Origin of the sequence: Paraburkholderia phymatum STM815 (assembly GCF_000020045.1) — a bacterium.
Lineage (GTDB): Bacteria > Pseudomonadota > Gammaproteobacteria > Burkholderiales > Burkholderiaceae > Paraburkholderia > Paraburkholderia phymatum.
Genome location: NC_010623.1, coordinates 1963842 through 1979924 on the forward strand (window position 1 = coordinate 1963842; position 16083 = coordinate 1979924).

Sequence of the window (16083 nt, forward strand, 5' to 3'; positions counted from 1 at the left end):
GGGTATTGCGGCAACCGCTGCCGGGAAGCCGAGCATGGCGGAGGTGAGCGCCGACGAAGCGCGTGCGGGCATGGCCGCACGCACGGCCACTCGCGCGCCCGGCCCGCATATCGACACGGTCTTTGATTTCGTCATTCCGGGGCCGGGCGTCGGCATTCCTGTCCGCATCTATCATCCCGATGGCGCGACGGGTGTCACGATCGCCATCCACGGCGGCGGATGGCTGATGGGCAATCGCGACAGCTTCGACGCGGTCTGCCGGCATCTCGCCAACGACTCCGGACTGGCTGTCGTCAGCGTCGATTACCGGCTTGCGCCCGAACATCCGTTCCCGGCAGCGCTCGACGACGTGTGGGCCGCGACGTGCTGGATCGCAGATCACGGACACGAACTGGGGCTTCCATCCGCCTGCATGACGATCTTCGGCGAGTCAGCGGGTGGCAATCTCGCCGCCGTGGTGTGCCTGCTCGCACGGGACCATGCGCACCCACGCATTCTCGCGCAGGCACTCGTGTATCCGGCGACGGATGCGCGTCAGCAGGGAGCCTCGCTCGCCACCTATGCCGAAGGCTTCATGCAGCGCAAGGCCGACGTCGAGCACGCCTTTCGTACCTATGCGCTCGATCATGGTGTCACCGCGACATCCTGGAAACTCTCACCTTTCCTGGCTGGCACTCACCAGGGACTGCCGCCCGCCATCATCGTCACGGCCGAGTGCGATGCACTGTGCGACGACGGCGAAGCGTATGCAAGGAAACTGGCCGAAGCGGGCGTGCCGACGACCTGCGTCCGATATATCGGCATGCTGCATACGTTCTACAGCATGCGTGGCCAGGTCGACGCCGCGACGCTCGCTCAACGCCAGATCGCCGACGTGTTGCGCAGCGCGGTGCAGGCGGCTTAACAGGCTGCTGAAGTACCGCTGAAACACGTCATCGCGCAGAGTACGTGAAGCGTTGATAGAAGGAGCCCAACTGCCTAATGGAGATTATGCGCGGCGCCGACACATTCACCGAGAGTCTGTTTTCCATGCGCAAGCTGGACGACTTCATTCCGCCGTCACATCCGCTGCGTGCGATTCGCGTCATGGCGAACGAAGCACTCGCGAAGATGAATCGGCTGTTCGCCGACATGTACGAAGCCGACATAAAGGGCGGGCGGCCGAGCATCGCGCCGGAGAAGCTGTTGCGGGCGATGCTGATCCAGGTGCTCTACAGCATCCGCTCGGAGCGGCAATTGATGGAGCAGGTGCAATACAACCTCCTGTTTCGTTGGTTCATCGGCCTGGCAATGGATGACGTGGTGTGGGTGCCCACGGTCTTCACGAAGAACCGCGAGCGGTTGATCAGGCACGATGCCGTGATCGAATTCTTCAACGAAGTGGTGGCCATCGCTCAGAAGAAGGATCTGCTCTCGGGCGAGCACTTCAGCGTAGACGGCACGCTGATCCAGGCGTGGGCGGGACACAAGAGCTTCGTTCGTAAGGACGGTGACGATCAGGATGACGAAGGCAGCAGCGCGGCCGACTTTAGAGGTAGCAAGCGCAGCAACGAGACGCATCAGTCCAGTACCGATCCTGATGCGCGGCTCTATCGTAAAGGCAAGACGGGCAGCGAATTGCGGTACATGGGCCATACGCTGACCGATAACCGGCACGGTCTGGTGGTCAACGCGCGCGTGACACGCGCTGACGGGCATGCTGAGCGTGAAGCGGCCAAGATCATGATCAACGACGCGCGGCAAGCAGTACAGGATGCGAGCGCAGAGATCACGTTGGGCGCGGACAAGGGTTACGACGCACAGGAATTCATCGAGGCCTGCTACGAGATGAAGGTCACACCGCACGTAGCGCAAAACACTTCGGGGCGGCGTTCGGCGGTGGCCGATACGATTGCCTCGAGCGCGGGATACCCCATTTCCCAGCAAAAGCGCAAGCTGATCGAACAAGGCTTTGGATGGGCGAAGACCGTGGGACGTATGCGCCAGGCGATGGTACGCGGATTGAAGAAGGTAGATCAGATGTTCGTGTTGAACATGGCCGCATACAACCTCGTACGCCTGCGATCCTTGGCACAAGTCCGTCCATAGTGACGGGAAACGCGGAAATGAGGTCAGGATTTGAGCTCAGAACGCTTAAAAGGACGTTGAATTCGCATTAAACTTGCACAATGCGAAAAACCTGCGACGAGCGTCGCGTAATTGGAGTCAGGCCGTTTCAATTCGGTTGTACTTCAGCAGCCTGTTAATGCCTGAGGATGCGTGATGTCCGGGAGCCCGTCTGCGCAAGCCCGGAAAGTCCAGCTACAATTGGCAGGAAGCGAACTACTTCCAGGGAAGCCAACGAGATGAGCATTGCCGCCGCAAAGCGAACCGCGTCCAACCGGGCTCGCGAGAATGCCACAGTGGAACAGATGCAGCCCGCCCGGAAACCGAATCTTCCTGGTAGCAGCCACATTGAGTTCATCAGCCTGCAATGGCAACGCGAACACAGCGAGCTCGATCTCTCCAACTTTCTGCTCGCCATTTACTTCATGCGGCTTGGCACCGTTATCGAGCAGGCGTTCGACAAGATGTGCCAGAACCTGTGCGGCATCAGCGGGTCGGACATGCGCGTGCTGCTCGCATTGCGCCGCAGCGGTCACCCGTATGCGAAGCGCCCGACAGATCTGTATCGCGCGTTACTCGTCACTTCTGGCGCAATCACCAAGAAGATCGACCGGCTCGCGAGCCTCGGGCTGGTAGCACGACAATCCGATCCAGGTCACGGCGGCGGCTTCATCGTTCACTTGACCAAAAAAGGACTCGACATCGTCGAGAAGGCAATCGTCAAGCTCGCGGAAGAGTCGTCGATTGCGCCCGCGATGGCTCATTTCACGGAAGCCGAACGCGAGGCGGGAAACCAGTTTTGCCTGCGGACGCTGGCGTTGATGGAAGAACTGGTGCTGCCGGGACTCGAGGAACTTGACAACGGTTCGCAGAAGTCGCGTGCCAAAGGCGCGGCGCGAACGCCGCGCAAGCGGTGATGATTTTCCTGCGTTTCTATACATCACATCAGAACCATTGACCTGACGGCGCATGCCTCGCTAGCCTCGTGGTAATGCCATAGCCATGACGCCGCAGATTATTGTCCCGTGAATAGAACCGGCTCTGGCTCGACCCCACGCCTGATTGCTTCGACGCGTGCCGTCCGTCCCTTGCGTGCGTCTTCCGTGCCGTGCAGCGGCATCGTGATGTCCAGCAGAACGGAGTCGGCAGCAGGCACACCACCACCTGCCCACGCTTTCAGAAGTGAACGGATGGCCGCATACGAACGGGTCGGTCCATTGGACAGCCGCGTGACCAGTGATGCTGCGGTGCTCTCAACGTCCGTTTCGGCACAAGCGAAAGCAGCCACGCCGAGTTCGCCGGCCGTCTTGCCGGTCATCGGCTCGCTCAGCATGGTGTAGCGCGCGGCGATAGCGCGCCCGGCACGCTCTGCCAGGCGCTGAACGCCGCCTGCCACCGGCGCAGAACCGACGGAAGCCTCAAAGTGGTGAAAGACCGCATTATCGGCAGCGACGATCAAGTCGCAGGCCAACGCCAGTTCGAACGCTCCACCGAAGCACGCACCACGAACGGCTGCGACAGTTGGGATCTGTAACGCTTCGATACCGCGGTAGGATTGGTTCATCTCACTGATGAACGTGCGCCAGTCGTCGAAGTCCTTATCGATAAAATCAAGGACGTCTCCGCCATGACTAAAATTCGCGCCTTCGGCGCGTACCAGTAGAGCCCGGATCTCAGAGCGACTGGCCTCGTGCACGGCATCTTTAAGTGCTTCGCAGAACCGGTTATTGATCAGATTTAGCGGACCATCGGCCAGAACGATGTGTCCAACATTACCTTGTTGTTCGAAACTGATAACTGACATGTTGAGTCTCCTGAGAATTGGAATGGGATGAAGATCGACGGAATAACTGTCTGCGACTACACGGAGTGACGCATTAACATGCACGGCCGCCTGCTGCTTTCGCGACTGCGAGCTCAGCGATATATGCAAGTCCGCCCAGGGTGAGAGCTGCGTCGGCGGCGCAAACACGAAATGACGTGCTCCTGGGTTTCCGGAGGGTGTTCACTTTGATCAATAAGCGAAAAACGTCACCCTGCTCGCGTATCTTCAAGTCGGGAGCGAATACGCTAATCCGAATGCTTGAAGTGCCCTCGCGTGTCTTGTCAGCCCAGTAAATCGGCGGGCATAACGTCTCCGTAGCACCTCGCTCGATGCACGAGCCATATCCGGCTTTGCGTCGAGCGAGCATATCTGAAGAGTGCGTTAGAAGAGTGTCGCGCCAATGCGTACATTCAACAATCCGATCTCACAAATAACACTCTTCCACGAACCTGATAACGTGCGTCGGAACGCCGCGGAGGCAATCAGTCAGGTATCGGCACGAACAGTTCCCGGACGAGGCCCCGCATCCATCGGTTCCCCGGATCATCATGCTGCGATCGGTGCCAGTATTGGTTGACGTCAAACCGTGGCATCTTATATGGGGGATCTAGAATCTCAAGCTCCGCGATGCGCGCAAATATCTCGCCCACATCGCTGGAAACCGTGACTACCAGATCTGTCATTGCAATGGTCATCGGGATGCTTAAGAAATGCGGAGTATGCAGAACCTCTCTGCGTCGGATTCCGTTCTCTTTCAGGAATTGCTCGACGATTTCCTGGCGACGGCCCTCCACTTGAACGACCGCATGTGGCAGCTCGCAAAAAAGCTTCTTTGTCAGCCGACCCTGTACCGCTGGGTGATTCTGCCGGACGAGGCACACGAAAGAATGTCGAACCAGGTGCTGCTGAAAAACATCGACGCCATCAAGATCAGGAAAATATCCGATCGCAAGATCGACTTCGCTCCGCTGAAGTGAGGACAATAGTTGTTTGGGAGCAAAGGACACTGTCGTCACATTGACGCTGGGAGCGAGACTCGTAACCCGCTGCAGCAGCCGCGGCAGGGAGACCATCTCGCCGACGTCTGACAAGGCAATGGTGAATGTGCGCTGAGCTTTGTCCGGTACGAAATTCGGAGCCTTCAACACACGTTCACGGATATCGGCAAGCACCGACTGAACGACAGGTGCTAGTAGGATCGCGCGTGGCGTTGGTTGCATGCCGGATCCAGTCTTGACGAAAAGCACATCTCCAAGCTCTTCGCGCAAACGCTTTAGGGCGTAGGAAGCAGCAGGTTGACTCAGAGTCAGTTCCTCCGCCGCCTTTCCAAGATGTCCGTGACGCCATAGTGCATCAAAGATGCGCAAGAGATTGAGGTCGAAGTTATCCATGTGACAAATTGACGGGAGCAAGGAAATTCATGCCCCTGATCATCGTCCATTTTCGGTATTTGTTCTATCACCTGCAACTGGCTTCTGAGAGTGTGAACGCGCAATCTCAAAAATGTCGCGATCGGACCGTTCAACGTCGAGACCGTCGGGTGCGGTGCAAATTGGGTTGGAAAGTGAGAAATCGCCTATCTTTCGGGACCCTCAACGAGCTGATAGCACCGCCATCCAGATCGAGGGTGGATTGGTATCTTTGAGGAGCACGCTGATGCATCAGGCGATACCGGAGAGGGTAACGGCCGCACTCCGGAATCGCTTGGTCGGAGCATCTTCGAGTATCGCAATTTCGTTCGCTTGGGTAGCGGCTCGTCGGTCTTCATTTGCGGATCGTCCGAAGAGATGCGGCGTAGCCGTCCAGCATGATCGTTTCAGGAGCGCTCGTGAGTTCTGATCGCCTTCGTGAGGAACGCCTTTGCTGCCGCGATATCACGCATGGCGCTTATGCGGAAATCGATCGTCTTTCTCGCTCGGTCAACAGCGCGGTAGAGGTAGGCCATTTTCCACGAATCTTCACATAGGTCTCGTCGATTCGCCACGACTGGCCGACTGTCGTGGCCCATCAGTTCTGGCGTTTAACGCTTCACCCAACCCAGGATCGTCGTGTGGGCCAGCGGCAGGCCACGCTCGGCCATCATTCCGACAATATCACGTAGGCTGAGCCTGTGGCGCAGACACCGACGCACGCATAGGACGATGACTCCGCAGTCAATATGACGCCTGTTGAATAACCTTTCGAGATCTTTCAGCTTGCTCATTGGCCCGTGCTCGTGAAAAGCTCAAGGTGGACTTGCCCCTGCATGACCGGACATGCGGCCACGCTTCGATTGGTGAAGTTGCGCGCTGTGTGAGGATCAAGCATTATCGGGCGCTTGGATGTCACAGGATAAGAGAGGTACGCCATGATCGAAACGGCGTGGCGGTGAAATGCCAATCTTCCCCACGGCTTGCGGCACGCGCATGGGCGATTGAAGCTTGAACTCAGTGATGACGCGTGGCAGGAGTAGAAGATCGTGTCTTTGTTGGTCAAGTGAGAATGTCGGATATAAGCAAGCGATAAAAACGTTTAGTCAATACTGAGCTTCCCCTGAAATTTCGCCTTCCAGCAGGTCGCGTATAAACTCGACCCAAAGGAAGGAAAGAAAAGATGTTCAAGGTACCGCACCAGGTGTACACGGCAGAGTTCAAGGAAGCGGCCGTGCAACGAGTTAAGGACGGACAAAGCGTGAGCGCTGTGGCCCGTGAACTGGGCATGTCGATGCAGACACTGCGCAACTGGCTCAAAGCGTCGGAGGCCGGCAAGCTTAATGGCCCCGGGGCAAAGGTCGTCACGGCCGAACAGATGGAACTCTCGCGTCTGCGAGCGGAGAACAAGCGCTTGCAGATGGAGCTGGAAATCGCAAAAAAAGCGGCGGCGTTCTTCGCGAAGGACCTCCTGTGAAGTACGCCTGGATTGACACGCAGTGCCGGCAGTATCCTCTGTCGGTGCTGTGCGAGGTCCTTGCTGTAAGCATCAACGGCTATCGCGCCTGGAAGCGCGGCGGCACGCCTGAGCGACAGCGGCTGACTGATGCCCAGTTGCTCACGCTGATTCGAACGATTCATGCCAAGGTCAAAGGCGCTTACGGTTCGCCGCGCATGACCGACGAGGTGCGCTCTCGCGGCTTTCCGGCCAGCAAAGCACGTGTGGAGCGGCTGATGAGCGCCAACGGTATCCGAGCCCGTCACAAGCGCCGTTATCGGGTGACAACCGATTCCCGGCACAAGCTGCCGGTCGCACCGAACGTGTTGAATCGCGACTTCACGCCGGCCGAGCCCAACCAGGTGTTTACCTCGGATATCACGTACATCTGGACGGACGAAGGCTGGCTGTATCTGGCGGTCACTCTCGATCTGTTCAATCGCGAGGTCGTGGGCTGGTCCGTCAAGCCACGCATGACGGCGGACCTCGTGACCGACGCGCTGACGATGGCATGGTTCCGCCGCCGGCCCGCGCCTGGCACGCTGCATCATTCGGACAGAGGCAGTCAATACGCGAGCCACGACTTCCAGCGCAAGCTGACTTCGTACGGCATGCGATGCTCGATGAGCCGCAAAGGCAATTGCTGGGATAACGCGCCGACGGAAAGCTTCTTCAACAGCCTGAAGAACGAGCGGGTACACGGCACGAGGTATCGCACGCATCATGAAGCTGTAGCGGACTTGTTCGAATACATAGAAGTGTTTTATAACCGCAGTCGTCGTCATTCATCGCTCGGCTTCATGTCGCCAACTCAGTTCATGCAAAACTGGCTTGCGGCTCAGCGGACAAAGGATACGGCTGCATAACCCGGGGCCTCTGGAAGGCGAAAAACCGAGGGAAGCTCAATACCATCGAACTCAAACAGTCAAACTACGTACAAGACAGTTCGATGTGAATGTTGATTGGAGATCGGTTAAATCAAGCATGGTCCGCAGCTGAGGTGGTGTGCTTACGAGTGAAGGAAGCGTGAGCTGACGATGCCGGGTATTGTGTTTGGTTTAGGGCGAGTGAAAACTGAAAAAACTCTAATCTTCAAACATTTGGAAGTTTTGAATGTTGGTATCGAACACCAGAGATTCAGGTGTTTGTTTCAAAACAAGTACCTGCGATCGCATAATCAGAGCCTGTGCTACTGATCGCGCTGGCTCAGAGAAATGAGTTGCTGGGTACGCTACTCGGAGCATTAACATGAGAGCACTCGTCTTTCACGGCGTTGGGAAAATTGGTTGGGAAGAACGACCCATGCCAACGTTGTCAAATCCTGAAGATGTAATCGTTCAGATTGAGGCGGCCACGGTTTGCGGAACCGACCTTCATATCACGCAGGGCGTCCATCCGGAAGTCCCATTGGGGACAATTCTAGGCCATGAAGGTATCGGCACGATTATCGAGACCGGTGCCAATGTAAAAAAATTCAGAATTGGTGATCGCGTCCTTATACCTCCGACAACCTCTTGCGGAACGTGTGAGAACTGCGCGAAGGGTTATCCGGCGCATTGTTCAGGAAGCGGTGAAAACGGTTGGTTATTGGGACACACAATCGACGGCGTTCAAGCCGAATATGCCAGAATTCCCTACGCGGATAATTCACTTTATGCGATTCCGGAAGGTCTTTCTAACGAAGATGCAATTCTGGCCGCAGACGTACTCCCGTCCGCATTTGAGATTGGTGTCGTAAATGGCCGCGTGAGTGACGGCGACACTGTTGTGATCATCGGCGACGGTCCGATTGGCCTTTCTGCTGTGATTACAGCTCGACTCAAGAACCCTGCCTCGGTCATTCTAGTTGGTATAGAAGATTTTCGACTGGAAACAGCAATAATGCTCGGTGCAGATCACGTAGTCGATTCCGCACGACCTGGTTGGGTGGAGGCTGTACGGAAGCTGTGCCCGAAAGGCGGTGCGGACGTTGTGATTGAAGCTGTGGGGAAGAAGGAAACTCTGGAGGGTGCGTTTGCGTTGGTCAATACGTTTGGTCGCGTCGCGAATATTGGTGTTCACACGTCGCCCGTGAGTTTGCCGATTGAGTCGATGTGGATCAAAAATTTAACCTTGACAACTGGCATGCTGAGTTGCAGGTGTGTCCCAACGTTGCTTGACCTGCAATCGAAGGGAGAGATTCGCGCCTCCTCGCTTATCACTCACCGCTTTAAATTGTTTGACACTGTCCGGGCGTATGAGACTTTCTCATCGGCGTCAACAAGCAAGGCGACAAAAGTTTTCATTGGTCGATAGTTTTCGCAACTGATAACTTACTGAGGTATATATGGACATGAAAAGTCAAACTTTCAATCATGGTCTCACCTGGGAAGAGAGCTACGGTTACAGCCAAGCGCTCGTCGTCGGTGATGTCGTTTATGTTTCAGGACAATTGTCGCACGACGCAGAAGGCAACTTTGTCGGTGCTGGAGATTTCGAGAGGCAGATCACCACGACATTCGAGAACCTCGACAAGATTCTGAAACAAGTCGGCGCAACCAGGAATCAAATTGTTGAAGACACCGTGCTTGTACGGAATCTCCATGAGCATTTTGATAAGGTGTCGGCGGCGCACAAACGATACTTTGGAGAGCATCGACCTGCAAGTACGACAGTCGGTATTGTGGGACTTGCGTTCCCTGACCAACTCGTCGAGATTAAGGTCACAATTCGACTGGACGCACATAAGTAGATGGCGGATCCCCGACGTGGTGGCTGATTAGGCTAACCTGAACCAGTGAGACCGTGTCGGGTATAATTCAGTTGAAATTCTTGATGTGTCGCGTCTGATAAAGTTGATGAATGCGCTTCGCATCGCTTGTGCGCGGAAATTCTCATAATAAAAAACGCATTCTCGTCACGCCATGGCTCGAACCTTCAACACTTCGACTCGGCCTTGAATTCTGCCCTTAGTTCCATTATCCGCTCGCGCGAATAGCAACCTTCGCATTTCCCTTTACTCCGCTTTCGGTAGTCGGAAAGTAGTGCGGTCGCGCGCAAGATTGGTGCATCAATGCACCGCGGGAAGCCGGCACCCCGTCTGTAGATGATGCCGAACTGAGATCGATTCGAGAAAGCTGCACGAGTTTCGTTGTTTACCCAAGTTCCGGTGTCAACAAGAAGGATGGCGCGAGATTTGCGTAATGACGGCGCTTGCGTAAGTGGTTGCCGTGTTGATCGGGTGCTTCCCCCAGTTATTTGTACAGCAAAACTCGATGCGCAACGAGGATGCCGCTACTTGGTGGCGCCGGTAAAATTGCACCGAGAAAATCCAGTATTTCGATGCCATGAATTCGATGAAACTTTAGATTGCACAGATTCTACGACGAGCGTTTTGGAGAGGGAAATGACTAATCACATCGACTCGTTTAAGTATACGACTTCCGATGTTTCTGTCGGAAAAGAGTTCGATTACTTTCATGAAAGCGTGACTAGGCACTTCGTTCCCGCAGAGTGCAAATGCTCGACTAGAGAAAACTTTTCGGGGGAGGTAAATGGTCATCAAGTTGGCCAACTTCTGGTTGGACGATATTCGGCGAAACAGCACATTTGGGATCGGACTGAACATGACGTGAAAACCAAGCCTGACGAGGATATTGTCGCATTGCTCCTTGAGTCGGGGAGTGGAAAGATGCAGCAGGCAGGGCGTAAATTGGTAATGGGCGTGGGGGATATTATGCTTTTCGATGGCGCCCGGCCATTTCGCCATGAGGTGATTCCAGACTCTATAATTCTCGTGCGGATGCCGCGTTCTCTTATCAGGTCCCACTTTTCTGCGGTTGAGAAGTTTGTGAACATGAAAATTGCGGATGGGAAGTCTATTCAACCGCTTCTTTCCGGGCTGATGCGCGAAGCGTACGCTCTGACGGAAGAAACACCGTTGTTGGCGAGAATTCATCTCGCAAATGCATTTATCAACGCTATTTCAGTTGCGTTAGAAATACAGAGTGCGAGCGAGGTAAATGAAAGTTATGAGGGCAGGGTGTTGTTTGAAAAAGCTCTGTCGATTATTGATGCGCGAATCGATGATCAAGCTTTGAACGTCGCGGAGATAGCTTCTGCGTTGCACGTCTCTGATCGTACTTTAAGTCGAATATTTGCTCGTGAAGGGACGACCCCATCTCAGACGTTGTGGAATCGGCGTTTGCAGAAGAGTTATCGCTTGTTACAAGAGAACGTCGCTTTGCAGGTCACGCAAATTGCATTTCAGTGCGGCTTCAGTGACTTGTCCCATTTCAGTCGTTCATTCAAGAGGGTATTTGGATCGGCACCAAGCCAAATTTTAAAACAGAGAAAAGATGAGCACGGTTTGTGTACATGACAACGATCTCGAATGTCAGAAGCAACGGATCCGGCGCCAGATGAAGTCGGAGATAATTGAGGAATGTGAGCGGGCATCTGTCGTCGGGATATAGGGCTCATCTTCCCTCAAAACATGTGTCGTCCGAATTCTCGCCTGAAATTGGCTGCAGATGACGGCATTTGTAGCATTCAGTTGACGTACGAGCGCCGCATATCAAGCCGCTTCTGGCCAGGGGACCACCTGATCACCTTCCTGGAATCTCTATGAAGCAAACGACTATGCTGAATGGAGCTTGCGCTACGCGGGCTCCTTCCATCGCAATCGAGCGCGTCGTGCGGTTGCCTCGAGAGCCACTCGGCATAGTTCGGTTCGGTACACGGTACAAACCGCATTATGCCGAGTGCTACGCGGCGCTGACCGAGTCCGCTCGCTGCAGCACAACCGTTTCGCCGCATAAAACTTAACTCGAGATAATGTGCCATGCATCCAGCCTCGCGTAGGTCGCCGCCATCGTAGACCGCGTTGTATCCGGCAAATGCATCAGCCTGGAGGATCCCTTTAAAGCCCTTCAGGTGTGTCTGGGGATATTTGCCGGAGCGTGTTGGACTGTATGCGAACCATACTGCGGACGCGTCCTTTGAGCCGGCGGGCCGGTCATCGCGCACATACGTCCAGAATCGGGCGGTCCGCGTCTTGCCATTGCTGGGTTCGAGCACGGGTACCGGCGTGTCATCCGCATGGATCTTCGCGGCCGATATGACGTATCGACGAATGAACTCTACGAGTGGTCGTAGCAACGCGCTGCACTGATCCACCCAGTCCGCTAGTGTCGAGCGGCTCAGATCAACACCGTCACGCATGTAAATCGCTGACTGGCGATACAAGGGAAGGTGATCGCAGAATTTGCCGACCAGGACGTGTGCCAGCAATCCAGGGCCTGGCATGCCGCGATCGATCGGGCGGCTGCGTGCGGCGGCGTGCACGATGCAGTCGCAGCAGGCGCAGACCTTCTTGACCCGTCGATGACGGATCACCCGCCATGGCCGGGCACGTAGTCGAGTTGCTCGCCTACGTCTTCGCCGAGATCACCCAGTTCACCACCGCATTGCGGGCAGCAGGCGTCATCGGGCTGATACACAACGTCTTCGCGTGGTGTCACTGACCGGCATATTCGAGCCATTCCGGGATCGGCGTAATCGAGCCACCGGATGATCGCCGCAATCGAGCCAGTGCATGATCGGCGCAATCGGGCCACTCGATGATCGGCGTATTGGAGCCACCGAAGGGTCGGCGTAATCGAGCCACGTAGCGGGCTCAGTGTTCTGTCGGGCGCCGGCCCGAAACGCATTTCGAATTTCCGCAACCCGGTACCTTCGGTCTTTTTGCCCGGAGGGCCGATGAGTCGAAGGAGGTTCGTTAGGTATGTCCGAAGATTAGGTTTGGTCGAACTGGAGACACGGGGTGCGGGAGACCCTTCCCGGCTTGTGAGGCGATCGTCTGGCTCGGGAAGGGGAACGTGGAAGTGGGTTCACTCGCTGGAATGTTTCACCTAATAATTTCAAAGGCTCTCCAGAAATTTGAGCAGCGAATCGGGCGGGCGGTAAGAAGTTACCTTGACTCCGGGCGCTTTCACCTTCGCAAGCACTCGGCGCTTCATTGCCTGATCTGCCTCGACATAGCCGTGCGTCGTCAGAGGGCTTTCATGTCCGAGCCAGAGCGCAACCTCGGTGATGCCTACACCGGCCTGCAAGAGATGCGTCGCAACCGTGTGCCTCATGGAATGCGGGGTAATATGTCGCTTCAGAAGCGATGGACAGGTCTTCGCTGCTGCCATCAGTGCCAGCGAAAATCGTTCAGCGACGTTTGCGCGAGTCATTGGTCCGCCATGGCGACTTGGCAACAGTGACTGTTCCGGTTGCAAACCCTGGTCACGTATCCAGGTACGTATCGCTGCCGCAGTTTCACGCCAAAGGGGTACGGCACGCTGCTTACGTCCCTTGCCATGCAGGCGTACCCACGGCGTCGCAGCGAGCGTTACATCGGCTACCCGCATTCCGGTCAGCTCCGACACCCGGGCGCCAGTGTTGTAGAGCAGCATAAGCAATAGACGGTCGCGCTGTCCGAACCACGTATCCGGATCGGGCGCACCCAGCAAGGCGTGAACTTCCTCACGTGAGAGAAATCCGAGAAGCGGTCTCTCGAACCGTTTCGTTGGGATCGAGAGAATTTGTTGAGCCAGGTGCAGTGCCTGCGGACATCGCATCGTGACATAGTGATAGAAGGTCCGTATCGCGGAAAGCCGGGCATTGCGACTGCGAATGCTATTGGATCGTGCAGTCTCGAGGTGGTCCAGAAAGGCAGTGATCAACGTGACGTCGAGCTCGTCGAGAGTAAACTTCTCGGGCGGCTTATGCAACACTCGCTGAGCGTAGGTCAATAGCATGCGGAAGGTGTCACGGTATGATTCGACCGTTCTTGCACTCGCATTCTGCTGCTGCATTAGCCGCTCGATGAAGAACCGCTGAAGGAGCGAGGCAAACTCCTGTGGCTGGTTGGTGACAAGGCTCATGTCGATTCCCCTTGGGCATACTGATGAAAGCGCTCTCCAACGATTGCCATCAGTTCTGGCACCGCCGTGCAGTACCAGTAAGTGTGGGCAACTGAAGCGTGGCCGAGATAAGTCGAGAGCGCGAGGATTGCGTGGTCAGCATCGATCCCGTGGCGGTCGGAGCGCAACAGACTGTTGGCGACAAAACTATGTCTAAAGTCATAACAGCGATGATGCGCATAATCGCCTCGTGGCAACCACCCCAGTCGACGGCATAGAGTTTCCAATGCGCACTGGAGCGTCGGTACGCCGGCTGGCTTACCTTTATCGAGCAGAAAAAACCGGTCGCTGCGTGGCTGGCGTACGAGGCGATCACGCTGTTGCGCGTACGTGCGTAATGCCTCTGTGGTGCTCGGATGCAACGGAATCAAGCGGCTTCGATGCCCTTTTGCTTCCTGGACAAACAGTAGTCCCTGGTCAAGATCGACGTCGTTACGTGTCAGGCGTGCGGCCTCTATCGGGCGTAGTCCACTCGCTGCGAGCAGCCCGATCATTGTCTTGCAAGTCGCAGGACGCAGGCCATCACGAGGCTGAAGGCCGGCGGCAGCGGCCATCAACATCGATAATTCCTGTTGACTGAAAATATGCGGGGTCAATCGTCGATAGGCTCTGCCGAGCAACCTTCCTGGCGGGACCTCGGTCAGCGGATCGAAACGCTGCCAGTACCGCGCAAAGCCCCGTAGAAGCTCAAGACGCCGAGCCCATGTGAAGTGTTGGTCGCGTTTCGTCGAATGTGCCCATGCCACGGCTAGTTCGACGACAAGGTGTGACTGCGGCGGCATCTGTTGATCGGCGAAGCGGCCGAATTGCCGCAGTCTGTACGAGTCGCCCACGACGTTAAATCCAGCGTCGCGCCGATATTCAAGGTAGTCTTCGATGCGCTCGGTCCAAAGTCGGGACGCATTCATGACTGACGCTCCGGCCATGGTTGGGCTACCTTGCGCAGACGATCAAGATCAACCCCGGTGTAAATGGTCGTCGTGTTGAGATGCCTATGCCCCAGTACGTCGGCAACTTCTTTTAGCGATGCGCCACCTCGAATGAGACGGGTTGCTGCCGTGCGTCGCAACACGTGGACTCCACGAAATCGCTCGCCGAGGCCCGCGCGTACAAAGGCGGCTCTGACGAGGTGATTGATGGCAACCGCGCTGATCGGCTTGTCGTACGGTGCGATTTGCCGGACAAAGACGGCACGATTACTCGTATCGGGCCGTCCGTGCTGTAGATAGCGGACAAGTGCGTGCGCCGTTTGTACCGGCAGCGGTAGCTTGCGTTCTCGTCCGCCCTTGTTATGAGTTAGCGTTACCGTTCCATTCGGCCAATCGAACGATCCCAACTGCAGACGCGCGACTTCCATGCGGCGTAGCGCCAAATCGGACAGACACCGTGCAATTGCGAAATCGCGCATGCCAATCGGTTTGGTCAAATCGAACGCTGCGAAAAAGAGATCCAGCTCCCTGTCCGTCATCGCAATCGGCAGACGCGCTGGTATCGGCGGCGCCATCTTCGGGATCGCGGCGAGGAGAGCGCGAGTGTCATCTCCGTGCAAGCCTCGAAAGCGCAGATAACTTGCGAGATCAACACAGTAGCTACGACGTGTCGCGTGACACCGCCCTTTAAAACAGCGCGCGGTGAAGTTCTCGATATCCGTTGAAGTTAGCCGATCGGCAGTTACCGGCTCCTGACCGACGACAGAGTCGAGGAAGTTGCGAATATGCCAAAGACGGTTACGACAAGTGGTCTGCGCGTAACCGCAACTATCGACCAAGTAATGCCTGAACAGCTCCAGTTCGACGTCGACCGGCGTATGCAACTGAGGGCGACCGACGTTGCACAACCCCTCCTGCTTTAGAACGGCCAGAAGATGGCGGAGAGCAGCACGTACCGTGTTGACATGGCGCATACAAGGTCGCGGACATCTGCAATGCGGCAAATGAAGATCGACAAACTCCGTCACGAGAGCATTATCGATATCGGCAAGGGTCAATCGCTTGTTCAGCCGATGCGTAAAGTGACGCAAGGAGGCAAGATAGTGTTGAATCGTATCGTCCGCATATCGCAGGGCACGCAGGTGATCAACGTATTTGGAAACGATGGCGTCTACGGGGCTCCCGATAGTTATGCTACAGCGCGATGAGTGCGCCGCCAATTTGCTGACAGTCATGATGTCCTCCATGAACCAATGTAAGCATCGGTAGGAGTACACCGAAATTAGGTGCGCTTCAACAAAGTTCCCATCGCAGCTCTTTACGGTGCTATCCGCATGCAAGGGCTCTCACCGTGTCGCCTCTGAAC

At 55.9% G+C, this 16083-nt stretch carries 12 protein-coding genes and 2 pseudogenes; 7 read left to right on the plus strand and 7 right to left on the minus strand.

The genetic code is table 11. The features are described 5' to 3' along the window. Positions 1-34 precede the first annotated feature (34 nt). From BPHY_RS24510 to BPHY_RS24520, 3 genes are all read left to right on the plus strand, one after another. On the plus strand, positions 35-904 hold the full coding sequence (locus BPHY_RS24510) for an alpha/beta hydrolase (protein ID WP_012404158.1): 870 nt from the start codon (positions 35-37) through the stop codon (positions 902-904). A gap of 86 nt (positions 905-990) precedes the next feature. Further along, entirely contained in the window at positions 991-2088 is a 1098-nt protein-coding gene (locus BPHY_RS24515; RefSeq protein ID WP_041765361.1) for an IS5 family transposase, read from the plus strand. 257 nt (positions 2089-2345) lie between these two features. After that, positions 2346-3023, plus strand: a complete 678-nt coding sequence (locus BPHY_RS24520; RefSeq protein WP_244257835.1) for a MarR family winged helix-turn-helix transcriptional regulator — start codon at positions 2346-2348, stop codon at positions 3021-3023. A gap of 98 nt (positions 3024-3121) precedes the next feature. On the opposite strand, the gene BPHY_RS24525 is transcribed toward BPHY_RS24520, so the two are convergent. From BPHY_RS24525 to BPHY_RS44455, 3 genes and pseudogenes are all read right to left on the minus strand, one after another. Next, positions 3122-3910: an enoyl-CoA hydratase/isomerase family protein gene (locus BPHY_RS24525; protein WP_012404161.1), complete on the minus strand. Its 789-nt coding sequence runs from the start codon at positions 3908-3910 to the stop codon at positions 3122-3124. A 503-nt stretch (positions 3911-4413) separates the two neighbouring features. Next, complete coding sequence (locus BPHY_RS24530) at positions 4414-5322, minus strand: LysR family transcriptional regulator (protein ID WP_041764696.1); 909 nt, start codon at positions 5320-5322, stop codon at positions 4414-4416. A gap of 201 nt (positions 5323-5523) precedes the next feature. Beyond that, positions 5524-6134, minus strand: a pseudogene (locus tag BPHY_RS44455) (IS6 family transposase). Positions 6135-6523: 389 nt separating this feature from the next. Between BPHY_RS44455 and BPHY_RS24545 the strand changes: the two are divergent. The 4 genes from BPHY_RS24545 (at position 6524) to BPHY_RS24560 (ending at position 11198) form a co-directional block, all read left to right on the plus strand. Beyond that, positions 6524-7704 (plus strand): IS3-like element ISBph1 family transposase gene (locus BPHY_RS24545; RefSeq protein ID WP_085965111.1). Its coding sequence is split into 2 segments (ribosomal slippage): positions 6524-6776 and positions 6776-7704, totalling 1182 coding nucleotides; the frame shifts between segments, so codons are not numbered across the junction. Between the two features lie 382 nt (positions 7705-8086). After that, the gene (locus BPHY_RS24550) at positions 8087-9133 is read left to right on the plus strand and encodes an alcohol dehydrogenase catalytic domain-containing protein (RefSeq protein ID WP_041764699.1); all 1047 of its coding nucleotides are present in this window, start codon (positions 8087-8089) and stop codon (positions 9131-9133) included. Positions 9134-9164: 31 nt separating this feature from the next. After that, positions 9165-9569, plus strand: a complete 405-nt coding sequence (locus BPHY_RS24555) for a RidA family protein (protein WP_012404167.1) — start codon at positions 9165-9167, stop codon at positions 9567-9569. A gap of 654 nt (positions 9570-10223) precedes the next feature. Further along, complete coding sequence (locus BPHY_RS24560; RefSeq protein WP_041764702.1) at positions 10224-11198, plus strand: helix-turn-helix domain-containing protein; 975 nt, start codon at positions 10224-10226, stop codon at positions 11196-11198. Between the two features lie 455 nt (positions 11199-11653). On the opposite strand, the pseudogene tnpC reads toward BPHY_RS24560, so the two are convergent. The 4 genes and pseudogenes from tnpC to BPHY_RS24580 all read right to left on the minus strand — a co-directional run. Beyond that, a pseudogene (tnpC, locus tag BPHY_RS24565) lies at positions 11654-12333 on the minus strand (IS66 family transposase); the annotation flags it as partial. 405 nt (positions 12334-12738) lie between these two features. Further along, positions 12739-13749 (minus strand): tyrosine-type recombinase/integrase, encoded by a 1011-nt coding sequence (locus tag BPHY_RS24570; RefSeq protein WP_012404169.1) that lies wholly within the window; start codon positions 13747-13749, stop codon positions 12739-12741. Continuing rightward, positions 13746-14696, minus strand: a complete 951-nt coding sequence (locus tag BPHY_RS24575; RefSeq protein ID WP_012404170.1) for a tyrosine-type recombinase/integrase — start codon at positions 14694-14696, stop codon at positions 13746-13748. Before BPHY_RS24575 ends, BPHY_RS24570 begins: the two co-directional genes overlap by 4 nt. Further along, positions 14693-15952: a tyrosine-type recombinase/integrase gene (locus BPHY_RS24580; RefSeq protein ID WP_012404171.1), complete on the minus strand. Its 1260-nt coding sequence runs from the start codon at positions 15950-15952 to the stop codon at positions 14693-14695. The genes BPHY_RS24575 and BPHY_RS24580 overlap by 4 nt, the downstream gene beginning before the upstream one ends. Between the last annotated feature and the right edge of the window lie 131 nt (positions 15953-16083).

Excerpts from the sequence above, each read along its gene's own strand:
- BPHY_RS24515 (WP_041765361.1), top strand. The coding sequence starts at position 991 with ATGCGCGGCGCCGACACATTCACCGAGAGTCTGTTTTCCATGCGCAAG.
- BPHY_RS24575 (WP_012404170.1), bottom strand. The coding sequence starts at position 14,696 with ATGAATGCGTCCCGACTTTGGACCGAGCGCATCGAAGACTACCTTGAA.
- BPHY_RS24550 (WP_041764699.1), top strand. The coding sequence starts at position 8,087 with ATGAGAGCACTCGTCTTTCACGGCGTTGGGAAAATTGGTTGGGAAGAA.
- BPHY_RS24520 (WP_244257835.1), top strand. The coding sequence starts at position 2,346 with ATGAGCATTGCCGCCGCAAAGCGAACCGCGTCCAACCGGGCTCGCGAG.
- BPHY_RS24530 (WP_041764696.1), bottom strand. The coding sequence starts at position 5,322 with ATGGATAACTTCGACCTCAATCTCTTGCGCATCTTTGATGCACTATGG.
- BPHY_RS24580 (WP_012404171.1), bottom strand. The coding sequence starts at position 15,952 with ATGACTGTCAGCAAATTGGCGGCGCACTCATCGCGCTGTAGCATAACT.
- BPHY_RS24560 (WP_041764702.1), top strand. The coding sequence starts at position 10,224 with ATGACTAATCACATCGACTCGTTTAAGTATACGACTTCCGATGTTTCT.
- BPHY_RS24510 (WP_012404158.1), top strand. The coding sequence starts at position 35 with ATGGCGGAGGTGAGCGCCGACGAAGCGCGTGCGGGCATGGCCGCACGC.
- BPHY_RS24525 (WP_012404161.1), bottom strand. The coding sequence starts at position 3,910 with ATGTCAGTTATCAGTTTCGAACAACAAGGTAATGTTGGACACATCGTT.
- BPHY_RS24555 (WP_012404167.1), top strand. The coding sequence starts at position 9,165 with ATGGACATGAAAAGTCAAACTTTCAATCATGGTCTCACCTGGGAAGAG.
- BPHY_RS24570 (WP_012404169.1), bottom strand. The coding sequence starts at position 13,749 with ATGAGCCTTGTCACCAACCAGCCACAGGAGTTTGCCTCGCTCCTTCAG.